Source organism: Acinetobacter sp. DSM 11652, assembly GCF_900109815.1.
Taxonomy (GTDB): Bacteria; Pseudomonadota; Gammaproteobacteria; order Pseudomonadales; family Moraxellaceae; genus Acinetobacter.
Genome location: NZ_FOBK01000017.1, coordinates 24089 through 47844 on the forward strand (window position 1 = coordinate 24089; position 23756 = coordinate 47844).

General features: G+C 39.4%; 26 protein-coding genes. 21 read left to right on the forward strand and 5 right to left on the reverse strand.

What is annotated here, in order from left to right; genetic code table 11:
* Positions 1 to 6 precede the first annotated feature (6 nt).
* The 6 genes from BMW42_RS13635 to BMW42_RS13660 all read left to right on the forward strand — a co-directional run bounded on the left by BMW42_RS13635 (position 7) and on the right by BMW42_RS13660 (position 6321).
* A complete protein-coding gene (locus BMW42_RS13635) occupies positions 7 to 831 on the forward strand; it encodes an undecaprenyl-diphosphate phosphatase (protein ID WP_035268259.1) in 825 nt (274 codons plus the stop codon).
* Positions 825 to 1643, forward strand: coding sequence for a class I SAM-dependent methyltransferase (locus tag BMW42_RS13640; protein ID WP_092768607.1), 819 nt, complete (start codon positions 825 to 827; stop codon positions 1641 to 1643). Before BMW42_RS13635 ends, BMW42_RS13640 begins: the two co-directional genes overlap by 7 nt.
* A 118-nt stretch (positions 1644 to 1761) precedes the next feature.
* Positions 1762 to 3186, forward strand: a complete 1425-nt coding sequence (locus BMW42_RS13645; protein WP_035268271.1) for a C13 family peptidase — start codon at positions 1762 to 1764, stop codon at positions 3184 to 3186.
* Positions 3187 to 3217: 31 nt separating this feature from the next.
* Positions 3218 to 4054, forward strand: coding sequence for an S-formylglutathione hydrolase (fghA, locus tag BMW42_RS13650; RefSeq protein ID WP_092768610.1), 837 nt, complete (start codon positions 3218 to 3220; stop codon positions 4052 to 4054).
* A 219-nt stretch (positions 4055 to 4273) separates the two neighbouring features.
* Entirely contained in the window at positions 4274 to 5284 is a 1011-nt protein-coding gene (locus BMW42_RS13655; RefSeq protein WP_228143137.1) for a YjgN family protein, read from the forward strand.
* An 11-nt stretch (positions 5285 to 5295) separates the two neighbouring features.
* Positions 5296 to 6321 carry a M48 family metallopeptidase gene (locus BMW42_RS13660; protein WP_092768616.1) on the forward strand — a complete coding sequence of 342 codons (1026 nt, stop codon included), beginning with the start codon at positions 5296 to 5298 and terminating at the stop codon, positions 6319 to 6321.
* A 29-nt stretch (positions 6322 to 6350) separates the two neighbouring features.
* Here the strand turns inward: BMW42_RS13660 and BMW42_RS13665 are convergent, their stop codons facing one another.
* On the reverse strand, positions 6351 to 6641 hold the full coding sequence (locus BMW42_RS13665) for a DUF2218 domain-containing protein (RefSeq protein ID WP_092768619.1): 291 nt from the start codon (positions 6639 to 6641) through the stop codon (positions 6351 to 6353).
* Positions 6642 to 6869: 228 nt separating this feature from the next.
* Here BMW42_RS13665 and rpe point away from each other — a divergent pair, with 228 nt between their 5' ends.
* The 5 genes from rpe to BMW42_RS13690 all read left to right on the forward strand — a co-directional run bounded on the left by rpe (position 6870) and on the right by BMW42_RS13690 (position 10085).
* Positions 6870 to 7556, forward strand: a complete 687-nt coding sequence (rpe, locus tag BMW42_RS13670; RefSeq protein WP_092768622.1) for a ribulose-phosphate 3-epimerase — start codon at positions 6870 to 6872, stop codon at positions 7554 to 7556.
* Positions 7557 to 8170: 614 nt separating this feature from the next.
* Positions 8171 to 8488, forward strand: a complete 318-nt coding sequence (locus BMW42_RS13675) for a DMT family transporter (protein ID WP_092768625.1) — start codon at positions 8171 to 8173, stop codon at positions 8486 to 8488.
* 53 nt (positions 8489 to 8541) lie between these two features.
* Positions 8542 to 8859 (forward strand): quaternary ammonium compound efflux SMR transporter SugE, encoded by a 318-nt coding sequence (sugE, locus tag BMW42_RS13680; protein ID WP_092768628.1) that lies wholly within the window; start codon positions 8542 to 8544, stop codon positions 8857 to 8859.
* Between the two features lie 32 nt (positions 8860 to 8891).
* Positions 8892 to 9380: a methylated-DNA--[protein]-cysteine S-methyltransferase gene (locus BMW42_RS13685; RefSeq protein WP_092768631.1), complete on the forward strand. Its 489-nt coding sequence runs from the start codon at positions 8892 to 8894 to the stop codon at positions 9378 to 9380.
* Between the two features lie 36 nt (positions 9381 to 9416).
* Entirely contained in the window at positions 9417 to 10085 is a 669-nt protein-coding gene (locus tag BMW42_RS13690) for a nuclease-related domain-containing protein (RefSeq protein ID WP_092768634.1), read from the forward strand.
* A gap of 33 nt (positions 10086 to 10118) precedes the next feature.
* Here the strand turns inward: BMW42_RS13690 and BMW42_RS13695 are convergent, their stop codons facing one another.
* Complete coding sequence (locus BMW42_RS13695; protein WP_035268321.1) at positions 10119 to 10886, reverse strand: hydroxymethylpyrimidine/phosphomethylpyrimidine kinase; 768 nt, start codon at positions 10884 to 10886, stop codon at positions 10119 to 10121.
* 83 nt (positions 10887 to 10969) lie between these two features.
* Here BMW42_RS13695 and BMW42_RS13700 point away from each other — a divergent pair, with 83 nt between their 5' ends.
* A complete protein-coding gene (locus BMW42_RS13700) occupies positions 10970 to 11617 on the forward strand; it encodes an HAD-IA family hydrolase (protein ID WP_092768637.1) in 648 nt (215 codons plus the stop codon).
* Between the two features lie 54 nt (positions 11618 to 11671).
* Here BMW42_RS13700 and BMW42_RS13705 read toward each other — a convergent pair whose 3' ends face one another.
* Positions 11672 to 12136 carry an Lrp/AsnC ligand binding domain-containing protein gene (locus BMW42_RS13705; RefSeq protein ID WP_092768640.1) on the reverse strand — a complete coding sequence of 155 codons (465 nt, stop codon included), beginning with the start codon at positions 12134 to 12136 and terminating at the stop codon, positions 11672 to 11674.
* Positions 12137 to 12274: 138 nt separating this feature from the next.
* On the opposite strand from BMW42_RS13705, the gene BMW42_RS13710 reads away from it, so the two are divergent.
* The 4 genes from BMW42_RS13710 (at position 12275) to BMW42_RS13725 (ending at position 16656) form a co-directional block, all read left to right on the forward strand.
* Positions 12275 to 13534 (forward strand): D-amino acid dehydrogenase, encoded by a 1260-nt coding sequence (locus BMW42_RS13710; RefSeq protein WP_092768643.1) that lies wholly within the window; start codon positions 12275 to 12277, stop codon positions 13532 to 13534.
* A 46-nt stretch (positions 13535 to 13580) separates the two neighbouring features.
* Complete coding sequence (gene alr, locus BMW42_RS13715) at positions 13581 to 14684, forward strand: alanine racemase (RefSeq protein WP_092768646.1); 1104 nt, start codon at positions 13581 to 13583, stop codon at positions 14682 to 14684.
* Between the two features lie 56 nt (positions 14685 to 14740).
* Positions 14741 to 15100 carry a RidA family protein gene (locus BMW42_RS13720; protein WP_035268302.1) on the forward strand — a complete coding sequence of 120 codons (360 nt, stop codon included), beginning with the start codon at positions 14741 to 14743 and terminating at the stop codon, positions 15098 to 15100.
* A gap of 134 nt (positions 15101 to 15234) precedes the next feature.
* On the forward strand, positions 15235 to 16656 hold the full coding sequence (locus BMW42_RS13725; protein ID WP_092768649.1) for an amino acid permease: 1422 nt from the start codon (positions 15235 to 15237) through the stop codon (positions 16654 to 16656).
* Between the two features lie 49 nt (positions 16657 to 16705).
* On the opposite strand, the gene BMW42_RS13730 is transcribed toward BMW42_RS13725, so the two are convergent.
* A complete protein-coding gene (locus BMW42_RS13730; protein ID WP_092768652.1) occupies positions 16706 to 17158 on the reverse strand; it encodes a CopD family protein in 453 nt (150 codons plus the stop codon).
* A 28-nt stretch (positions 17159 to 17186) separates the two neighbouring features.
* Positions 17187 to 18416 carry a beta-ketoacyl synthase N-terminal-like domain-containing protein gene (locus BMW42_RS13735; RefSeq protein ID WP_035268310.1) on the reverse strand — a complete coding sequence of 410 codons (1230 nt, stop codon included), beginning with the start codon at positions 18414 to 18416 and terminating at the stop codon, positions 17187 to 17189.
* A gap of 272 nt (positions 18417 to 18688) precedes the next feature.
* On the opposite strand from BMW42_RS13735, the gene BMW42_RS13740 reads away from it, so the two are divergent.
* From BMW42_RS13740 to BMW42_RS13760, 5 genes are all read left to right on the forward strand, one after another.
* Positions 18689 to 20116 carry an EcsC family protein gene (locus tag BMW42_RS13740; RefSeq protein WP_092768655.1) on the forward strand — a complete coding sequence of 476 codons (1428 nt, stop codon included), beginning with the start codon at positions 18689 to 18691 and terminating at the stop codon, positions 20114 to 20116.
* Between the two features lie 171 nt (positions 20117 to 20287).
* Complete coding sequence (rpsL, locus tag BMW42_RS13745; protein WP_004648013.1) at positions 20288 to 20662, forward strand: 30S ribosomal protein S12; 375 nt, start codon at positions 20288 to 20290, stop codon at positions 20660 to 20662.
* A 180-nt stretch (positions 20663 to 20842) separates the two neighbouring features.
* A complete protein-coding gene (gene rpsG, locus BMW42_RS13750) occupies positions 20843 to 21313 on the forward strand; it encodes a 30S ribosomal protein S7 (protein WP_004648014.1) in 471 nt (156 codons plus the stop codon).
* Between the two features lie 131 nt (positions 21314 to 21444).
* The gene (fusA, locus tag BMW42_RS13755) at positions 21445 to 23580 is read left to right on the forward strand and encodes an elongation factor G (RefSeq protein ID WP_092768658.1); all 2136 of its coding nucleotides are present in this window, start codon (positions 21445 to 21447) and stop codon (positions 23578 to 23580) included.
* A gap of 92 nt (positions 23581 to 23672) precedes the next feature.
* Positions 23673 to 23756, forward strand: an 84-nt coding sequence (locus tag BMW42_RS13760) for a GTP-binding protein (protein WP_001029591.1), incomplete at its 3' end; no start/stop codon positions are given.

The window sequence follows — 23756 nt, forward strand, 5'->3', positions numbered from 1 at the left end:
ATTTCTATGGATCTTTTACTGCTGCTTAAAGCGGCAATTATGGGTATCGTTGAAGGTATTACTGAGTTTTTACCCATTTCTAGTACAGGCCATTTAATTTTAGCCGCTGAACTCATGAATTTCTGGACCAAGGAAAAAAGTGATGTCTTTGTGATTGCCATTCAAATGGGGGCAATCGCAGCGGTTATTTATGAATATTGGTCGCGCTTATGGGGTGCTGCAACGGGTATGGTCACTGGCGAAGCACAAGGTAGAAGACTCGGATTTGGTTTAATCTTGGCTTCAATCCCAATTGTTGCAATAGGTTTGACCTTTGGGCAAACAGTAAAAGAGCTATTATTTAATAACTACGCGATTGCAATTGGCCTGATTGTGGGTGGTTTAATTATCATTTGGGTAGAAAAAAATCCCCCAAGAATACGTGTCAAAGAAGTTGAAGAGCTCAGTTATAAAGATGCAATTTGGATTGGTTTAATTCAAGTGCTCTCTTTGATCCCAGGTACATCACGTTCTGGTGCTACGATCATCGGGGCAATGTTTTTAGGCGTTTCCCGCAAAGCAGCGACCGAATTTTCATTCTTTCTTGGAATTCCAGTCATTATTGGTGCTGGATTATTAGATTTATATCAAAGCTATGATGTGTTCCAGACTGCTGAAGATTGGGCAGTGTTGACAACTGGGTTGATTGTTTCATTTGTCTCAGCTTTATTACTCATTCGAGCTTTGGTTGCCTATGTCGCAAAACGTGATTTTATGATTTTTGCTTGGTATCGAATTGCTTCAGGTTTAGTGATCCTTCTCTTTGCATTTACAGGTTGGAAATTATGGTAAGCGAAATACGCTTATTTGCTGAACGAGATTTTCTTGAGAAAGCACAGCATTTTAATGCTGTGCTTTCTTCTCGTGGGGTGCAGTCAACAATCGAAGAGGTTGAAAAATTGAATGCTCGATTTTTCAGACATCATCCTGAACTTGCGCTTTGTGTTGATCAAGATGGGTTGTGGCTGTGCGCACAGGGCATGCGTATGCAACCTGATTGGAAAGCCGAAGTCGGTCGCTTAAAACGTGCTAGCTTGAAATCTGAAATGATTGCGAGGGCATGCCAGTTATCTGAAAAACCCCAGCTCATTGATGCCACCGCAGGGCTTGGGCATGACAGTTTACTGATGGCACATTTAGGGGCAAATGTCACATTAGTTGAACGACATCCAATTTTATATACTTTGTTAGAATCTACTCATCAACAAGCGAGTCTTGACCCATTTTTAAAGAGTATTGTTGCGCGTATTCAGCTGGTTTTTTCAGATTCCGCTGATTATCTTAAGCAATGTGCAAACCAACACGTCGATGCCGATGTAGTATATTTAGATCCAATGTTTCCACAGCGCGATCAAAATCAAAATGCCATTAAAAAACAAGCGCAAGTTAAAAAACAAATGCAGCTGTTACATCTTCTGTTACCAGAAGATGGAGAGATGGATTTAGGTGATGAATTGTTGGCATTGGCTCAAAGCGTTGCTAAGCGAGTTATTGTAAAGCGACCAAGGCATGCTATTTATCTCAATGCACAAAAACCTGATCATCAATGGTTAGGTGATGCATGTCGATTTGATGCCTATTTTCAAACGATTGTTTCTGAGTAGTTTGGTAAATGACTCAAAAATAATCGAAAAATTGTTATATAGTTAAAAGTAGCATTGATAATTATTTAACCGAGCATAAACTTAAAAAAGCTGATCCAAGCACCTACACAGTAATCTTATGATAGACCTTAAACCTTCAATTAACTTTTGGCATGATTTAAAAAGTAACCAGCTTGCAGGGATTTGGTTATTTTTAGGTTCAAGGAAATCACTACAGATTGTAAGGCCATCAATTCTTCAACTTATTTTTTGGGGAATTCTTGGAGGTTCAGCGAGCTCTTTATTTAGCTGGTTGTTATCGAGTGGTGCTGGAGAATTTAACTCTCAAGGATTAGTGAGTTATGCGCTTTGGCCATTTATTGCTTTAATTGTTGGGATTTTCCTTTCACAGCGTACTAATAATCCACGTTTGATGTTGGTGCCAGCATTACTTTGGTTAGTACTAGACACACATATTGTGTTGATTCAGTGTCTTATCCAATATTATTTTAATAACTTTGACTATCAACCTAATTTCCTTGTTGATCATTTGCAGCACATATTTTCTTTATTGTTTGTTTGGCAAAGTTTAGCTGTTGTTTGGGTTTTTTCGCGTGAATTAAAATGGCCTTGGTGGGAGCGACTACTCATCATGATCGCCACGTTTTTTACACTTTTTGTGTGGCAGATTTCTTCACAAAGTCAACCAATTTGGAAGGTAGATGAGGCGCCTCCAAGTATTTCAGAACAATCATTTTACGCGCAAAGCAGATTATTAAATCAGGCGCTTGAACAGATCCAATTTGGAGAGTTCGCGAACTCGCATTGGTATTTTATGGGCGTAGCTGGTGCAAGTTATCAAGATGTATTCAAATTGGAAATTCAAAGATTTAAAGATCAATTTGATACGCGTTTCGGAACCTTTGGTCGATCAATTGCGTTAATTAATAATCCTGCAACTCGCGAAGAATATCCAATTGCGTCAAAGACCAGTATTGATTTGGCATTGCAACGTATTGGCGCTCAGATGAATCGTGAAAGTGATGTCCTGTTTCTTTATATGACTTCCCATGGATTAAGTAACCAATTTCAAATGGAAAATACGCCAATTGATTTGGAAGACATAGATCCAAAATGGTTGCGCCAAACGCTTGATAAATCAGGGATCAGATGGAGAGTCATTGTGATTTCATCATGTTTCTCTGGTAGTTTTATTCCAGCGTTGCAATCACCAGATACATTAGTCATTACTGCAGCTGCAGCAGATCGAGAGTCTTTTGGTTGTTCAAATGATGCAGACTCGACTTATTTTGGACGTGCTTTCTTTGATTTAGCGATGCGTGAAAAAAATAGCTTACGTGAAGCCTTTGAAGATGCATCAGTCAATATTGCGCATTGGGAAAATGCACAAGGGTTTATGCCATCAGAGCCACAATGGGTCATTGGTAAGAATATGGAAATTATGTTACCGCAACTTGAAAAGAGGTTATTTCCTCAGGTTGGATTATCAACCGTAAGTAGTGAACACCAGAGTGATAGTGCTCAGTTTACGAATATGCGATGATGTTTAAAAATTAAATGTGTGAGGCAGTGCAATGGAATTGGTTCAAAAGAATAAATGTTTTGATGGTGAACAACGTGTTTATCAGATCAATTCAAAGTTTTTGAAAAATCCCACTAAATTTTCTCTATTTTTACCTTCACAGGCATTAGAAGGTCAAAAATGTATTGCGTTGTACTATCTTGCAGGTTTGACTTGTACTGAAGAAACTTTTGTTATTAAAGCACATGCACAACGTTTAGCTGCACAATTGGGAATTATCTTGATTACTCCAGATACATCGCCTCGTGGTGACGACGTGGCGGTCGGGGATTCTTGGGATATAGGGCAAGGGGCTGGATTCTATTTAAACGCAACTCAAGCACCTTGGGCTGAGCATTATCAGATGGAGTCGTATCTTATACAGGAGCTGTATCCTCTAGTTCTTACATCGTTTCCTGTACAGGATGAGGGGATTGGTATTTTTGGTCACAGCATGGGAGGACACGGTGCACTCACGCTTGCTTGGAAGTATCCAGACTTATTTAAGTCAGTCTCAGCATTTGCACCGATTTGTGCGCCATCGATTTGTCCATGGGGTGAAAAGGCATTTTCAGCTTACCTCGGAGAAGATCGTGAGTTATGGAAAGCACATGATGCGAATGAACTCGTGAAAGCAAAGGGTGCTCTATATCACCAAGTTTTAATTGATCAGGGGGGTGCAGATCAGTTTTATGCTCAACTTAATCCAGCACTATTTGCTGAATCATGTAAAGCCGTAGCTCAAAAGCTCACATTGCGGGAGCACGAGGGTTATGATCACGGATACTTCTTTATCCAAAGTTTTATTGATGATCATCTGCAATTCCATGCTTTACAATTGCAAAATTAATCTCATTTGAATTTTAAGATATTCATACTTAAGTTCGTTATAATGTGTGCGATATCACATTTAAACCATGTTGAATGATGACATCTCTCGGGATGTCATTTTTTATAATCAGAGAAAATAATAATGAATTCATCAGAACACTCCGCTGAACAAGCACCCTTACCATTGATAAACGATCCATTTCCATTATCTGATGCAGATGAAAATCGACCGATTTATATGGGGAAAGTATTTAAATTTAAATTTCATGGCAATGCGATGGAGTACTTTGGCATATGGATCGTCAACATTCTGTTGACGATTGCGACATTGAGCCTATATGCGCCATGGGCGAAAGTACGTCGTTTAAGATATTTTTATAACAATACCGAATTTTTTCATCGCTTTTTTGATTTTACTGGTTTACCGACTAAAATTTTGATTGGTCGACTGATAGCCATTGGCATTTGGGCAATATTTGCGATTGCCTCATATATGGATATGACGATAGCAGCATTTGGTGGACTGATTATTTATATTGCTCTTCCATGGTTGGTACGTGCCACAATTCGATTTAATGCGCGCAACGGTAAATTTGGGAACAGCCGTTTTTATTTTTCTGGCACGAATAAAGAAGCCTATAAACAATTTTTACTTGCGCTTGCTATCACCATTTTTACATTAGGTATATTTAGCCCTGTCGCAATTTGGATTTATAAAAAATATACGCTTAATCATTTGTACGTTGGACAACTCAAATTTCAATTAAACAATGACTGGCCTAGTTATATGCGAGCAGTATATGTTCCCATGATTCTCTTTGTATTGATTCTTATGCTCATCGGATTTGGTGGTTCGACATTATCAATACTCAGTGGTCATGGAATGGATATGATGCTGATGATGATCTTTGCCGTTTATGCGATTGGAATGTTGTTTATTGGTCCGTTAATACAGGCACGAATTTTTATTACTACGTGGAATAGCACAACACTCAACAGCAGTCAGTTTAAGACCAGTTGTAATCAATGGCGCTATGCATGGATTGTTGCGAGTAATTGGATCGCTAGAATCTTAAGTTTAGGATTATTGTCAGCATGGGCTGCTATTCGCATTTATAGATACCAAGTTGAATCGATGAGCTTAGAATTAAATGATGATCCAAACCTGATGATGAATATTGCGCAAAGTGATCATAGTGCGATCGCGGAAGAAATTAGCGATATTTTTGATATTGATATTTCACTTTAGGAGTTAATTCAATGAATCAACCTCTCACAGTGACATATTATGATGGTGTTCTTTCTAAGCCTTTTACAGCACAGATTCGCCCTGTTAATCAAGACAGTATCGCTGTCAGTTATACAGAACAAGGCGAAGTGAAAACAGTCTACTATCATGCAGATGAAATGGTATTGCTTGGTAAAATTGGTCGACGTAATCCAGCATTAGAGTTAACACATGACGCTAGAATTGAATTTCATGAGCGTCAGCTTCCTGAATGGTTGCCTGTTGAGCATAAAAATTTTCATCAAAAAGTATGGAAACTTGAACGTACACCATCGTTGATTATTTTTAGTGTTATTTTCGTGGTCGCACTTGGTTTCTCCGTCATTAAATGGGGAATACCGATGGCATCGCACATTGTTGCTTTCCAGCTGCCAGAAAATACGCTGAATCGTTTGGGTGGTCAGGCAGAAGTTTATTTAGCCGAATACACTAAACCTTCTCAGTTATCACAGCAAAGACAGGATCAGATTCTCGCGGATTATCTGAAATATGTTGCTGAGGGTCGTCCCGCTCAGTTGAAATTTAGGGAAGGTACCTCGCTTGGAGCCAATGCACTCGCATTGCCAAACAATACAATTTATCTCACCGATGAATTAGTGAAGCTTGCCAAGAATGATCAGGAAATTATCGGCGTTTTGGCACACGAACAAGCACATTTATTAAAACGTCACAGCTTACAACAAGGTCTTTCGAGCCTAGGATTCAGCGTACTTTATATTGCCATCACTGGTGATGGATCGGATTTAATTGCGACTTTGCCAGTTGCCATGATTGGTGCAGGGTATTCACGGAAGTTTGAGTTAGAATCAGATCAGTATGCGCTAGAACTCATGCATAAACATGAAATGGATACAGTGCATTTTGCAAACTTTTTAAAACGTATGAGTGATGATATGGGAGAAGACGAAGATCAATCAAAAATTCTTGATCTTTTTGCAAGTCATCCTGCCACTGAAGAACGAATTCGCCGTGTTAGTGAATTTAAACAGCAACAATAATGAAAAGCCGACTTTATGTCGGTTTTTCTTTAACTTTCTCTAGACCATACAACTTGATAGTCAGCTTGAACCATGCGATTGATATGATCAAGCACGATATTTTCTAGTCGTATTAATTCTTCTAAAGATATTTCTTCTTTATTCACAATACTGACATGAAGTTGATCAGGTTGTATTGATAATTCAACTGTCACTTTTGGCATAAAAATTTGATATTGGTCATCGGTATTGGCGACATCAAATTTATGTTTCCAATGATTGCTTAATCGTTTAGCGATACGTAATGCTTCGGAGCTTTCTATCGTTGTGGTTGTTTTCATTATTTACCGTAATGCTTGAAATTTATTGTATCTTAACATTCATCTCACCATAAGGTTGTTCCGAATATGCAACATAGCTTTGCATAAGTCATATTCCGTCCTTGAAGATTTTTTATCAATGATTTGCATTTTGAGTTGAAATTTAAATAGCAGTAATTTCGAAGGAATGAATAAACGAAGTTTTGCTATAATCATCTTTTGAATTCTAATTTCCCGCCAGGTCCTGACATGTCCAAGCCATTCTTAATTGCTCCATCGATTTTATCTGCTGATTTCGCTCGCTTAGGTGAAGAAGTCGAAAATGTACTTGAAGCAGGTGCAGATGTGGTCCATTTCGATGTAATGGACAATCATTATGTACCAAATTTAACTTTTGGTGCTGGTGTATGTAAGGCACTTAAAAAATATGGTATTCAGGCCCCAATTGACGTTCATCTTATGGTGAAACCAGTCGATCGTATGATCGGAGATTTCTTAGAAGCGGGTGCAGATATCATCACTTTTCATCCAGAAGCATCAGACCATATCGACCGTTCATTGCAGCTGATTAAAGCTGGTGGTGCTAAAGCAGGTTTAGTTTTTAACCCTGCAACGCCTTTACATTACCTTGATTATGTACTGGATAAAGTGGATCAAGTCTTATTAATGAGCGTCAACCCTGGCTTCGGTGGACAAAAATTTATCCCAATGACGCTAGATAAACTTCGTGAAGCACGCAAAATTATTGATGCATCTGGTAAAGATATTCGCTTAGAAGTTGATGGTGGTGTTGGTCCAGCAAATATTCGTGAAATCGCTGAAGCTGGTGCTGATATGTTTGTAGCTGGTTCTGCCATTTTTGGAAAGCCTGATTATAAAGCTGTAATTGATGAAATGCGTGTAGAGTTGGCGAAAGTAGGTTTAATTAACGTTTGATCCGAAACATGTATAACACTACACACATCTGTGGATAAGTTTATGGATAACATGGTGGATATCTGTGTTGATAACAGTCTGGATAATTTGATTAGATTATAATCATATTTAGTTCAATGGTTTGTTTATTAGACAATAAATGTATAAAAAGGACTCATTTGAGTCCTTTTTTACAAATAATGGATCTTCTTATCCTTTCTGTTGAATTGTTAGGGGGGAGAAATTTTCGTTGCTCATTATTTGGCTTATCTTCGTGAATAAGTCTTAAAAGAGCGAGATAAAAATCAATTTAAATTTAAACATCCTAGACCAGTGATTTTCTATAGTGCAGTGAAGTGTTCTAATTTGGTGCGGATTTAGTCTTCCATCTGACAATAGCGATCGCGTTCGCAATGCAATAGCCTAAAAATGCAGAAATAATCTAGAAAAGCTAGTCCGATAATGACCTATTTTTTATAGGTGTATTTTGGGTCAAAAATTGTAAAATTGCGCCTATTTTGTGCGTGTGTTGATATAATTCAACCATCATTTGGAGGAACGACCTCCCTCATTTCTCTGAGAAAAATCGTCAGGACGGCCTGACTCTTAAATTATTTTAATTGGGAGCAGGCATCATGGCTTGGTTTATTCTTATTCTCGCGGGTTTATTTGAGATCGTTTGGGCATATAGTATGAAAATGTCTGAAGGATTTACTAAATTCACACCGACTGCAATTACTCTATTTTTTATGGTTCTCAGTTTTGGGTTGTTGGCACATGCCATGAAAACATTACCTCTGGGAACTGCCTATACGATTTGGACGGGGATTGGTGCAGTAGGGTCTTTTTTAGTCGGCATTTTTATTCTGGGTGAGCCTGCGACAGCAATGCGGATGATTGCGGCTATTCTGATTATTTCAGGTTTAGTCATGATGAAATTAGCTTCAGCGTAAGATTTAAGGCAGCGTATCCATACGCTGCTTTTTTAATTGAGAGAGGGTTTATTTTGGCTTGGTTAGTCTTGATTGTTGCAGGGTTGTTGGAAGTGGTCTGGGCCTATTTTATGAAAGTTTCAGATGGCTTCACCAAATTGACACCCAGTATTTTGACGATCGTTTTCATGATCGCAAGTTTTGCTTTACTTTCCCATGCGATGAAAACTTTACCACTTGGGACAGCTTATACCGTATGGACAGGCATAGGTGCTGTAGGTTCGTTTGTGGTAGGGATTTTTATTCTTGGAGAACCAGCAAATGCGATGAGAATGATCGCAGCAGTATTGATTATTTCGGGTTTGGCCTTAATGAAGTTATCATCAACATAGTTAGATGATTTAATTTACAAGCGATTAAAAAAATGACTCAGCTTTATTTAAAAAAAATAATGACACCTGTCGGTGAACTTCAATTGGTTGCTCATGATCAAGCATTGATTGTTGTCGCTTGGGAGAATGCACTTCCTCAGTTTATCCGAAATCAAATCGTCATTCAGCAGGATGATCACGAGATTTTATGCATTGCCGAAAAACAGCTTCGCGAATATTTTTTAAAACAACGTCAGGTATTCGATTTGCCCATAGAACTTTATGGGACAGAATTCCAACGTTCGGTATGGAATGCGCTGTTAAATATTCCTTTTGGAGAGTCTAGAACGTATAAGCAAATTGCTGAGGATGTTGGGAATGTAAAAGCGGTTCGAGCGGTAGGCTTGGCCAATGGGAAAAATCCTATCGCGATCATTGTACCTTGTCATCGTGTAATAGGTGTCAATGGCAAGCTGGTCGGATTTTCAGGTGGTGTGGAGAATAAGCTTAAGCTGCTGCAGCTTGAAGATGATAAGTGGTGATGTTATAACAGCATAAACATATGAAATACAAAAATTATGTCTAATGAAAATCTTATAATTACAATTATTTTTAATCTTATTTCGCAGTTATGGTGGTTGATCATAATTCTAGCAATCATCCCTGTATTCAAAATGTTTGTACCTTATATCAAAGGAAAATTGGGTGAATACATTGTCCAATATCATGCAAAAAAATTTTTGAATGAGGACTATATTTTACTGAATGATCTAACATTTTTGGATCAGGACAATCAGACCACACAGATTGACCATATTTTATTGAGTCCTTATGGAATATTTGTGATTGAGACCAAAAACTATAAAGGTTGGATTTTTGGCTCATCACATCAAAAAATGTGGACTCAAAAAATTTATAAATCTAGCCATAAATTTCAAAATCCATTGCACCAAAACTACAAGCATATAAAGGTTTTAGACGGATTGTTAAAAGATTTAATCGATTCAAATCTGTCGATACATGGGTTAATAGTTTTCGTGCCTAATTGTGAGTTTAAAACACCAATTCCTGTACATGTTCATTGGGGTAAAAGTTGGATTGAAGAAGTTAAAAGCTACCAAATGAAAGTGATTGATGATCGTAGACTACAGAGAATTAAATATCGTATTGAAAAAGCAGCGCTTCAAAAATCGTGGAAAACCAATAGAGAACATATCCGATCAGTCAAAGAAAGACTAAAAGATTAATAAAAAAAAGCCCACAGTCAGTGGGCTTTTTATTTAGAAGCGTTTTGGAATTCTTTGGCCACCTTCAACTGGGATTTCAGCACGTTTTAATACACCAAATAGCCATGTTTCCGCATGGTGAACTGCATTTTTAATTTGATCACCTTGTGCCAATCTCCCTGCAATAAAACTAGCAAGAGAACAGCCTGAACCATGATACTCACCTTCAAGACGAGGACATTTTGTTTCAGAGACCATATCACCGTTAATGTAGAGTGCATTTCTAATATAAGTCGGTGTGTCTTCGTGACCACCTTTGACTAATACAGCTTTAGCACCCATTTCAAATAACTTCTGTGTAGCTTGATCTAAATCTTCACAGCCGGTTAATGCGCGAAGTTCAACGGTATTGGGTGTCAGAATCGTAGCAAGAGGAATCAATTCAACAAAAGCCTTGACCAATGTTGCTTGATTTCCTAATGAGCCACCACTATTGGCAACCAAAACTGGATCGAGTACGTATTGGAAATCAGGATGTGCTCTTAGGAATTCTGCCAAAGCGGCGATATTGTCGGTAGTGCCGAGCATGCCAGATTTCACTACTTTGATAGGAAGATCGTTCACTACAGCATTCGCTTGAGCCAGCAGTAAATCTTTTGAGGTTGCTTCAAATCCAAAAACTTGTTGAGAGTTTTGAATGGTTAACGCTGTACATGCGATTGCTGCATGAGCACCACTTTGGCCGATCGCTTCAATATCTGCTTGTAAGCCAGCACCACCAGATGGATCTAAACCAGAAAAGCACAATACAGTAGGGCGCACAACAATGTCCTTCATTGATCAATTTGGAGTAGTATAGGCAAGTTTCTGAGAAGTCTCGATAGCATTTCTAAAAAAGGTACAGCATGATTAAAAATATTCTCATTGATTTAGATGGAACGCTAACTGATCCTAAAGTGGGTATTACGACTTCTGCACGCTATGGTTTAGAAAAAGTAGGTCATTTTATCGCGGAAGATGAGAATATTGATTGGATTATTGGACCACCTTTAAAAGCCTCTTTGGCCAAAATTTTGAAGGTTGATGTGAATGATGATTTGGCGGAACAGGCTTTACTTGGTTATCGTGAGCGCTTTGCTGTAAAAGGTTTATTTGAAAATTTATTATTTGAAGATGTAGCAGAAACATTGGCAACACTTAAGAACAAAGGTTACAGATTGTTTTTAGCTACTGCAAAGCCTGAAGTGTATGCTCAGCAAATTCTTGAACATTTCAATCTTACACCGTATTTTGATTATGCCTATGGCAGTGAGTTAAATGGTGACCGCACCAATAAAGCTGAACTTATTGCATATATTTTAGAGCAAGAAAAAATCAAGCCAGAAACCTGTTTGATGGTAGGGGACCGAGAGCATGATATTATCGGTGCTCGAAAAAATGGAATTGAAACGATTGCGGTGGAATACGGTTATGGCAGTGATGCAGAGTTAGCCGCTGCTGCACCCAAAGCCAGAATTCAAGCTTTCCATCAAATTTTAAATTATGTTGATTAATCTAAGCCGAAATTTGGGCTCAAGAGCAACTCTCAAGAGATTGCTCTTCGTAGCTTAGCTTAGATCCAAATACAAGGATTCTTTGACCTCTTCCATCACGATGTAACTATGGGAGGATGCTGAGGACGGAAGCATTTTAAGCAGGTCACCCAGTAGTTGGCGATAAGCACTCATTTCTTTTAGTCTCGCTTTCACCAAGTAATCGAATTCACCTGAAATTAAATGACATTCTAAGACCTCAGGTATCTCAACTAAATTCTTGGCGACTTGATCAAAAACATCTCCAGATTTCGCCGATAATTTAATTTCTAGAAAAACGAGTAAATTACGCTCCAATAACTCCGGATTTAATCGGGCGTAATAGCCCATAATAATGCCATCTCGTTCTAGTCTTTTCACTCTTTCCGAGCATGGGGTTGTAGAAAGATTTACTTTTGCAGCCAGTTCACTAATGGCAATACGACCGTCCTTTTGCAGAATATCTAAAATCATACGATCAGTGCGATCTAATTTCCGCATGAATAATTTCCTTATTTTTTAATTTTTTCAGGATAAAACCCTTAAATTACCTAAATTATAACGATTAAAAGAGTGAAAAAAACTATTAAAGCAAAAATATACTAGTGAAATAAACTACACAGTGCTGAGGGATAGTTCATGCGCGTTATTGTATTAGGTAGTGGTGTCATTGGTGTTGCAAGTGCGTATTACCTAGCGCAACAAGGAGCAAGCGTCACTGTATTAGATCGTCAATCAGGTCCTGCCGAAGAAACGAGTTTTGGCAATGCAGGACAGATTTCTCCTGGGTATTCTACACCATGGGCCGCACCAGGAATTCCATTTAAAGCGGTTAAATGGATGTTTCAACATCATGCACCATTAGCAATTAATGTAGATGGAAGCTTGTGGCAGCTGAAATGGATGGCTCAAATGTTGAAGAACTGCAATGCGGCACATTACGCCATCAATAAAGAGCGTATGGTACGTGTTGCTGAATACAGTCGAGATTGTTTAAGAGAATTACGCGAAAATATTGGCATATCTTATGAGAATCGTTCAAAAGGAACATTACAAATTTTTCGTAAGGATGCGCAATTAGAAGCAGTTCAACGAGACATTGAAGTTTTAAAAGAAACAGGTGTCGAATTTGAGTTATTAGATCGTGAAGGTCTAGGTCGAGTTGAACCTGCATTAGCGGAAGTTAAAGACAAATTAGTCGGTGGCTTACATCTTCCAAATGATGAGACTGGTGATTGCTATATCTTTACCAACGCGCTTGCTGAATATGCAAAAGGTATTGGTGTTGAGTTTAAATTTAATCAAAATGTTGAAAAACTCGTAGTTGAGGGCGACGAAATTAAAGGCGTTATTGTAGACGGTCATGTACTCACGGCAGATCGTTATGTACTTGCCTTCGGTAGCTATTCACGAGATTTTATTAAACCATTAGGTCTAGATTTGCCCATTTATCCTGTAAAGGGATATTCATTAACTATACCTATCGTGGATGCGCAATATGCCCCTCAATCAACTGTCTTAGATGAAACCTACAAGATTGCAATAACTCGTTTTGATCAACGAATTCGTGTTGGTGGGATGGCTGAGTTAAGTGGTTTTAATAAAGAGTTAAATGAGGATCGCCGTGGCACCTTAGAGATGGTAACGCGTGATTTGTTCCCAGGTGGAGATATGGCACAAGCCAGCTTCTGGACGGGACTACGACCGATGACACCAGACAGTACGCCTATTATCGGTGCGACGAAATATAAGAATCTATTTTTAAATACTGGACATGGCACGCTCGGTTGGACTATGGCATGTGGTTCTGGAAAGCTGATTAGTGATTTAGTGCTGAATCGGACTCCAGAGATTAGTACCGATGGACTTTCAATTCAACGTTATAACCACGCAGCATAAAGGCTGCGTGGTTTGCTATTAAAAAATAAATAATAGGACAAGGAATATGTCTCGCCCAATACAGGCTGTTATTCACTTAAACGCGATCAAGCATAATTTGAAAGTTGCTAAGCAACATGTACCGAATGCCCAAGTTTTTGCTGTTGTTAAAGCTAATGCTTATGGTCATGGGATCGAGCGCATTTATTCAGCCTTAGTGGATGCAGATGGAATTGCACTTCTAGAGCTGAGTGAAGCACAACGAGTTCGAGATTTAGGTTGGAAAGGCCCAATTTTGCTTTTGGAAGGTATCTTTCAAGAAGCAGATTTACAGTTGTGTCACGATTTAGATCTTCAATTTACCGTTCATAACGAGATTCAAGTCGAATGGATTAAGCGGTTTAGTCTTGATGCTCATTTTAATATTTTTTTGAAAATGAACAGTGGCATGAACCGTTTAGGATTCCAACCTCAACGTTACCCTGAAATTTGGAGTCTGTTAACTGAATTGCCGCAAGTGGCATCAATCACTCACATGACACATTTTTCTGATGCTGATGGCGAGCGCTTGAATAAGGTTGGGGTTGACTATCAAATTTCAGTATTCAATCAAATCGTCAGCGTTTTAGGTGGTCCTTGTTCACTAAGTAATAGCGCAGCCATTCTTAGACATGCCAATCATGTCCACTCTAACATTGTACGTAGTGGCATTATGTTGTATGGGAGTTCACCGGATTATCCAACCCATACTATTCAAGATTGGGACTTAAAACCAACAATGTCTTTAAGAAGTGAATTGATTGCAATTCAAGAAATTAATCCTCAGCAAAGTATTGGCTATGGATCGACATTTTTTGCAGAACAAGCTATGAAAATTGGCATTGTCGCTTGTGGATATGCAGATGGATATCAACGGATTACTCAATCTGGCACAACAGTGCTTGTGAATGGACAAAAAACTTCTTTGATTGGTCGTGTAAGTATGGACATGCTAGCTGTTGATATCACGCATATTGAAGATGCAAAAATTGGCAGTGAAGTCGTACTGTGGGGCGTCTCAAAGTACGGAAGTTTGTTACCGATTGATGAAGTCGCTGCAGGAGCGAGTACTGTGGGATATGAGTTAATGTGTGGCGTAACGACGCGGGTTCCATTTGTTCTAGAAATTTAATGTTAAAAATTCAACGATCAACACTAGGATCGATACTGAGTAATCAAGGAATTAATATGCAAAATCAGGATATTCAAAAATTCAATAGTAATGGCGTGATGAGTGCAGTTACAGTCTTTAATCAAGTGGCTTATCTTTCTGGTCAAGTACCTAAGATTACGACGCCTGATATCGCCTTACAAACGAAAGATGTGCTGAATACGATCGACGCTCTTTTGGCTCAAGTAGGCACAGATAAATCTCGTTTATTGTCAGCACAAGTTTTCGTGAAGAATTTGGAAGATTTTCAAATCTTCAATCAAATTTGGATTGAATGGATGGAGGATTCAATACCACCATCACGAGCAACCATTCAGGCTGACCTCGTTAATCCAGAATGGTTAATTGAAATCGCAGTGATTGCTGCATTGAAATAACTGAATATAAGTAAGACTTCACGAGGAAGAGTCATTTATGGCTCCTCTCATAATAACAAAATCTCTCGAATCTCAGTTTGAAGCGGAATTTAGGCTGATCGATTAGATTAGATGGTGTAAAAGGATGTTGAATAATGACAACCACAAATATTGATGAACAATCATCTCCCAATGAATTACAGCGTAAGCTTTCAAATCGACATTTACAACTCATCGCCATCGGTGGAGCGATTGGTACAGGGTTGTTTATGGGCTCAGGAAAAACGATTTCACTTGCAGGACCTTCAATCATCATCATTTATATGATTATTGGTGCTATGTTTTTTTTCTTGATGCGTGCCCTTGGTGAAATTCTTTTATCTAATCTGCACTACAAATCATTTATTGATATGGCACATGATCTCATTGGACCAGGTGCAGGGTATTATATTGGTTGGTCCTATTGGCTGGGATGGATTTTGGTCGGTATTGCTGATTTAGCAGCAATTATCAATTATCTCAGTTTTTGGTTACCTCCAGATCAAATGTTTACCCCAATGGGGCAAGCAGCGATTAGTGCAGGATGTGTCTTATTCATACTCGCAATTAACTTAGTCACTGTAAAACTTTTTGGTGAAATTGAGTTTTGGTTTGCATTAATCAAAATTTTAGCCATTATTGGATTGATCTTGGTGGGTGCCTTCATGGTGTTTACGAGTTTTCAGTCACCAAGTGGTGCTGTTGCAAGCTTCAGTAACATTTGGTCTCATGGTGGAATGTTCCCGAAAGGAACCATGGGCTTTTTGGCAGGCTTTCAAATCGCAATGTTTGCCTTTGTTGGTGTAGAGTTACTCGGGACGATGGCTGCGGAAACCAAAGATCCTGAAAAAAATTTACCAAAAGCGGTTAATGCTATTCCGACACGTATTATCATTTTCTATGTGCTTTCGTTGATCATGATTATGTCTGTGACACCTTGGATCAATATCCCAGCAGATCAAAGTCCATTTGTGACATTATTCTTATTTGCGGGTATTGGTTCAGCTGCTGTGATTATGAACCTAGTGGTTTTGTCTTCTGTGATGTCTTCCATGAACAGTGGCGTCTTTTCTACCAGTCGAATGTTATTTGGATTGGCACGTGACGGCCAAGCCCCTCAAAAGCTAGCAGAACTTTCAAGTCGTGCCGTACCTGCTAAGGGATTAATCTTTTCATGTACATTTATTATGGCCGGTGCAGCATTTCAGTATTTTGTGCCAAATACGATGGAAGCTTTTACATTAGCAAGTTCGCTGTGCGTGATTCTTTTCATTAGTATTTGGGCGATTATCATGGTGTGCTATATACGCTACCGTAAATTGCGACCTGAGCTACATGAAAAGTCGAATTTTAAAATGCCGGGTGGAGTGGCAATGTCATACGTTGTATTGGCATTTTTGCTATTTGCATTAATCATTTTAAGTTTAGAGCCAGACACGCTGAAAGCTTTGATGATTAGTCCAATCTGGTTAATTCTGTTGGCTGTAACATATCGTGTTCTTTATAAACCACGTATGCGTAAGCGTAACCATAATTAATTTTTAGAGAAAAAAACCTCCACGAATGGAGGTTTTTTATATTCTTTAGTTAGAATGTAGGTTTGACCACAACTAAAATTACAACTGCGAATAAGATCAATGTGGGCATTTCGTTGAAATAGCGCCAGAACTTATGACTTTTATAGTGTGCATTATCAATGAGTTTTTTACGGTAATATCCACACATTAGGTGGTATATGACCAGTAATCCGACTAAACCAACTTTTAAATAAAACCATAAAGCTTCATGATAATGTCGAGTTGCATCACCCCAGTCCACTAAAAAATGTGCAGTGATCAATGTTGCGATCATCGCAGGCCACATAATGCCACGATAAAGCTTACGTTCCATGACTTCAAAGCGTTGATGGCTTATGGCATCGTCACTCATCGCATGATAAACATAAAGCCGTGGTAGATAGAACAAAGCAGCGAACCAACATACCACAGCAATAATATGTAATGCTTTTACCCATAGGAAAGCATCTGAAGGAACATCCATCTAATCACCCATTATGGGCGGAATTAAATTAGCCTTCCCATTTCTTGAAAATGAGGCAGGCATTTACGCCGCCGAAACCAAAACTGTTACTCATTACAGTATTCAGTTTTGTATCGCGTTTTTCAAGTACGATATCAAATGGTTTCGCACCTTCATCAAGCTCAGTTACATTGATGTTTGGTGCAATAAAGTCATTCTGCATCATGAGAATAGAGTAAATCGCTTCTTGTACACCTGCAGCACCTAAGCTATGACCTGTCATAGATTTTGTTGAACTTAAAGGTGGTACTTGACCTTCACCGAATGCGCGTTCCATTGCTTTCAATTCAGTCACATCACCAGCTGGTGTAGATGTGCCGTGTGTATTTACATAATCAATTTTTTCAACACCATGCTGTTTTGCTTCATCAAGTGCCATCAAGATGCAACGTGTTGCACCTTCACCTGATGGTGCGACCATATCAGCACCATCAGAGTTGGCTGCATATGCAACGACTTCAGCAAGAATATTTGCACCGCGCGCTTGAGCATGCTCAAGAGATTCAAGTACCACGAAACCACCGCCGCCAGCAATGACAAAACCATCACGATCAGCAGAGTAAGGGCGAGAAGCGGTTTCTGGTGAGTCATTATATTTTGAGCATAAAGCACCCATTGCATCAAATAATAGACTTTGTGACCAATGGTCTTCTTCACCACCACCAGCGAGCATTAGATCCTGTTTGCCAAGTTGAATCAGGTTGTATGCGTAACCAATGGCATCAGCTGAGGTTGCACAAGCACTTGTAATAGAGTGAGCGATACCTTGTAATTTGAATGCCACACCAACGTTAGCTGTAATAGTATTTGACATATTGCGTGGAACAAAGAAAGGGCCAATTTTACGTGCGCCTTTCTCTTCAAGAAGTTCAATCATTTCAGCGACAGAAGCTGTAGAGTTGCCGCCTGAACCACCCGCAATACCATAACGCGGGTTGCCCGCAAGATCTTCAGCTGTTAGACCCGCATTTTCAACCGCAGCGACTGCAGCGTTATAGGCATACATCGCACATACACCCATGAAGCGTTTCAGTTTACGGTCAATACCGTCAAAATTTTGTTCTGCTGCAGCACTAACATGACTTTTAAAATTAAGTTCAGCATAAGTTGGGTTAAAACGTGTGCCTGAAATACCATTTTGTAAGGCATGATTTACATCTTCTAATGTATTACCAATGCATGAGTTAATGCCCATACCAGTGATTACAACACGTTTCATTTACAATTCCCTATCATGGTGAAGTCATTTTATGGAAAAATTCACATCGATTTGATTGGATGTAAAAGTCCATAAGATCTTGTCAAAAATTCGTATTATGATATCAGAATCTATTTTAAATTCTTATGGCAAATCAATATCGCAGCGTTAAAACGCTTATTGGCAGATATGTTCACTATATTGCAACCGAATAAAACACGATAAAGTTGAGATAACTCTTGACTGCACATAGAATTTTAAACATAAGTGATAAATGCGAAGGAGGGTTGTAAATGGCAAATTCTAATAATAAGCAATCTAGCGGACTGGTATCAAAAGCATTTGGAGTGGCTAAAAAGCTCAGTGCTACTGGATTTGAACTGGCACAACATGTTGCACCAGGATCAATTGCGAAATTGACGCAACAACCTGATCCACAAAAAATTATTGACATAACTTTAGATGAGAGAAAAATGACTGAACAAAAAAAGTACGAAACCCCTCAACAATTATTTCGTGATCATGTCCCTCAAGTTTCTCAAAAAATTTTTGGTCGTCATTACAGTAAATTAAATAATGTTGCTTCTTTTATCTCTCCGGACTTAAACAACAAAGTTGCAGATTATTTTTTTGATAAATTGAATGATTTTGTTTCTGAGTTAAGTTCAGTTGAGCATGTATTAAAGGAAGTTGGTGCAAAAAGCTTGGATGAACTTAAATCAAGCCCTGATCGTGCGAATCGTATCGGTGAAGCATTAGCCAATCAAAATAAATTGATTGCAGCGGTTCAGGGGGCAGTGTCTGGTGCGACAGGCGTAGTTGGTACGGCCATCGATATTCCTTTCTCGTTGGCATTTACGTTGCGTAGTATTTACCAAGAAGGTCGCGCGCATGGTTTTGAACTTAATCATCGTCAAGAACAAGAGATCGTTGAGTATGTATTCAAGCAAGTCGATTTAGGTGTTATTGCGGAAAAGCAAACACTTTTAGTGGCATTAAGAACAGTCGCAAATTTATTGGAAACACAAGATACTCATCAGCTACAAACCCTATTGGGCTCTAGTAACGACTTCACGGCTTTAAAAAATTGGCTGAGTAATCCTGAAGGTGGTTATAAATGGAATTGGTTGAATCAGATTCCTCAAATTTCAATTTTATCTAAATTAGCACCTGTGGCTGGTGCTGGTATTGGTGCAGTATATAGCTGGCGTTTGGTAGAAGAGGCGCATTCTAAAGCTAGAGCTGTTTTTTCAGGAGCACAGCAGTACATTCTCCAACATCCAGATGAGCAGGTATCTGTTCAGGAAGCCTTTGAGCGCGGTACAGAATTATTAAAGCAATCCTCACTCGCATTGAATTCCGCAGTGTCAATCAATGATGAGTCACTGGTGGAGGTTGAAGAGTTTGCAAAAAAACTTGAAGGAGAAGAGTCTATTCAAGTTGATGAGTCAGCAGTTCATAATGATTCAATTTCAGCAATTAAAATTGAAGCAAAACCTGTGGAGTCTCAAAAGGAAGAAGAGGTCAGTGTTGAGGAAGGTCTTAAGGCTTTAGCTGAAAAACATATTGAGTCGGCTTCTAATGAAAGTGTTCAAGACACTGATAAAGATCAGTCTCAAGGTGAGCCTGTTGTGCAGGTAAAAGCGCCATCTAAGCGTCGTAACTCAAAAAAGAAAGACGATGCAGCGAACGCACAACCTACGTCACCAAAAAAACAATAAATTTAGTTATGAATTATTGAAGAAATCATTCTGAAAATTTCGTTGTAAGCACACAATGGTCAATATTTGATGTCATGTTGAATGTTGACCATTTTTACTTCTTGGCTTACAATTGCATGCCCTCAAAAAGTAGTATTTTTTGGGGCTTTTTATTAACGGGAGAATTGCCACATGGCAACAACAAATCAGTTGATCCGTAAGGGTCGTACGACTTTGATTGAAAAATCAAAAGTTCCTGCGTTGAAGGCTTGTCCACAACGTCGTGGTGTTTGTACACGTGTTTACACAACTACACCTAAAAAACCTAACTCAGCAATGCGTAAAGTTTGCCGTGTTCGCTTAACTTCAGGTTTCGAAGTATCTAGCTATATCGGTGGTGAAGGCCATAACCTACAAGAGCACAGTGTTGTTCTTATCCGTGGTGGTCGTGTTAAAGACTTACCAGGTGTACGTTACCATACCGTTCGTGGTTCTTTAGACTGTGCTGGTGTTAAAGATCGTAACCAGTCTCGTTCTAAATACGGTACTAAGCGTCCTAAGAAATAATCTAACTAGATCATTTTCTTAAACGTATAGAACTGCAATCCTTTATCGTCTCGCTTGTCTGATTTCTGCATTTAATTTTGTGAAATTCAAGCGACGTGTAGTAAGGCCAGCGAATAGTACATGACACTTTGTACTGCTGCTGGATAAACCTGAAGTGTCATATTTATAGGTAGTATTAAAATGCCAAGACGTCGCGTAGTCGCTGCTCGTGAAATCCTTCCGGATCCTAAGTTCGGCAGCCAAACAATCGCTAAGTTCATGAACCACGTAATGCAAGATGGTAAAAAATCTATTGCTGAAAGTATCGTTTACGGTGCTTTAGACCGCGTTCAAGAAAAATCTAAAGTAGACCCAGTTGAATTTTTCGAGACTACTCTTGAAAAAGTTCGTCCTATGGTCGAAGTAAAAGCACGCCGTGTTGGTGGTGCTACATACCAAGTTCCTATGGAAGTACGCCCATCCCGTCGTACTGCTTTAGCGATGCGTTGGTTAGTAGATGCTGCTGCTAAGCGTTCTGAAAAAACTATGGCGTTACGCCTTGCTGGTGAGTTGCTTGACGCAGCTGAAGGTAAAGGTTCAGCGATCAAGAAACGTGAAGATGTGCATCGTATGGCTGAAGCCAACAAAGCCTTCTCTCACTACCGTTTCTAAGCGGATAAAACAGCCCCTATTCAGGAGGGTGGTAAGTCGGGTTTCACTGATTTGTCATCGAATCGCTTTAAGCTGCTCAGCAGCTTAAAGCGTCCTGTTTTAAACAACAAAATTTAGGAATGCAAGAAATCATGGCTCGTCAAACCCCAATTTCTCGTTACCGTAACATTGGTATCTCAGCACACATTGATGCTGGTAAAACAACGACTTCTGAACGTATTTTGTTCTACACAGGTGAGAGCCACAAACTAGGTGAAACTCACGAAGGTTCAGCAACAACTGACTGGATGGAACAAGAGCAAGAACGTGGTATTACCATTACTTCAGCAGCAGTAACTTGCTTCTGGAAAGGTATGGGTAACCAGTTCGAACAACACCGTATTAACGTAATTGACACACCGGGACACGTTGACTTCACGATCGAAGTTGAGCGTTCTATGCGTGTTCTTGACGGTGCGTGCATGGTTTACTGTGCTGTAGGTGGTGTACAACCTCAGTCAGAAACTGTATGGCGTCAAGCAAATAAATATAAAGTACCTCGTATTGCGTTCGTTAACAAAATGGACCGTACAGGTGCAAACTTCTTCCGTGCTGTTGAACAAGTAAAAACACGTCTTGGTGGTAATCCAGTGCCAATCGTGATTCCTGTTGGCGCAGAAGAAAACTTCCAAGGTGTAGTAGACCTTATCGAAATGAAAGCGATTATCTGGGATGAAGCATCTCAAGGTATGAAGTTTGAATACGGTGAAATCCCTGCTGACCTTGTTGAGCTTGCTCAAGAATGGCGTACAAACATGGTTGAAGCTGCTGCAGAAGCATCAGAAGAACTCATGGATAAGTACCTTGAAGAAGGCGATTTAACTAAAGAAGAAATCGTTAATGGTCTTCGTGCGCGTACATTGTTGAATGAAATTCAGCCAATGCTTTGTGGTTCAGCGTTCAAAAACAAAGGTGTTCAACGTATGTTGGATGCTGTTATTGAATTCTTACCAGCACCTACTGACGTTGAAGCAATTAAAGGTATCTTAGACGACAAAGATGAGACAGAAGGTTCTCGCGAAGCGTCTGATGAAGCACCGTTTGCTGCGCTTGCGTTCAAAATCATGAACGACAAATTCGTAGGTAACTTAACATTCGTTCGTGTTTACTCAGGTGTTTTAAAAGCTGGTAGTGCAGTTTATAACCCTGTTAAGTCTAAACGTGAACGTGTTGGTCGTATTGTACAGATGCACGCTAATGACCGTCATGACATCGAAGAAATTCGTGCGGGCGATATCGCGGCATGTGTAGGTCTTAAAGACACGACTACAGGTGATACACTTTGTGACGAAAACAACGTGATCACGTTAGAGCGTATGGAATTCCCAGAGCCAGTAATTGCACTTGCAGTTGAACCTAAAACTAAAGCTGACCAAGAAAAAATGTCAGTTGCTTTGGGCCGCTTGGCGAAAGAAGATCCATCATTCCGCGTTCGTACTGACGAAGAATCTGGTCAAACAATTATTGCTGGTATGGGTGAGCTTCACCTTGACATCATCGTTGACCGTATGAAGCGTGAATTCGGTGTTGAAGCGAACATTGGTAAACCAATGGTTGCTTACCGCGAGACGATTAAAAAATCTGTTGAGCAAGAAGGTAAGTTCGTTCGCCAAACTGGTGGTAAAGGTAAATTCGGTCACGTATATGTACGTTTAGAGCCAATGGATCCTGAAGCTGGTAAAGACTACGAGTTCGCTGAAGAAGTTGTCGGCGGTGTTGTACCTAAAGAATTCTTTGGTGCTGTAGACAAAGGTATTCAAGAACGTATGAAGAATGGTGTCCTAGCTGGTTACCCAGTTGTTGGCATCAAAGCGACATTGTTCGATGGTTCTTACCATGATGTCGACTCTGACGAATTATCGTTCAAAATGGCTGGTTCTTACGCATTCCGTGATGGTTTCATGAAAGCAGATCCTGTTCTTCTTGAACCTATCATGAAAGTTGAAGTAGAAACTCCAGAAGACTACATGGGCGATATCATGGGTGACTTAAACCGTCGTCGTGGTATGGTTCAAGGTATGGACGATTTACCTGGCGGTACTAAAGCAATCCGTGCTGAAGTTCCACTTTCTGAGATGTTCGGTTACGCAACACACATGCGTTCTATGTCTCAAGGTCGTGCGACTTACTCTATGGAATTTGCTAAATATGCTGAAACTCCACGTAACGTGGCTGAAGGCATCATTGCTAAGTTCCAAGCTGGTGGTAAAAAAGGTGACGACGAGTAATCTTTCGATTACTATAAGCCCAACTAATTCATAGTTTAAAACCAAGTGCTCATGGAGTGATCCTCCATGAGTAGTTTAAAAAGGAAGATCTCATGGCTAAGGCTAAGTTTGAACGTAATAAGCCACACGTTAACGTGGGCACAATCGGTCACGTTGACCATGGTAAAACAACTTTA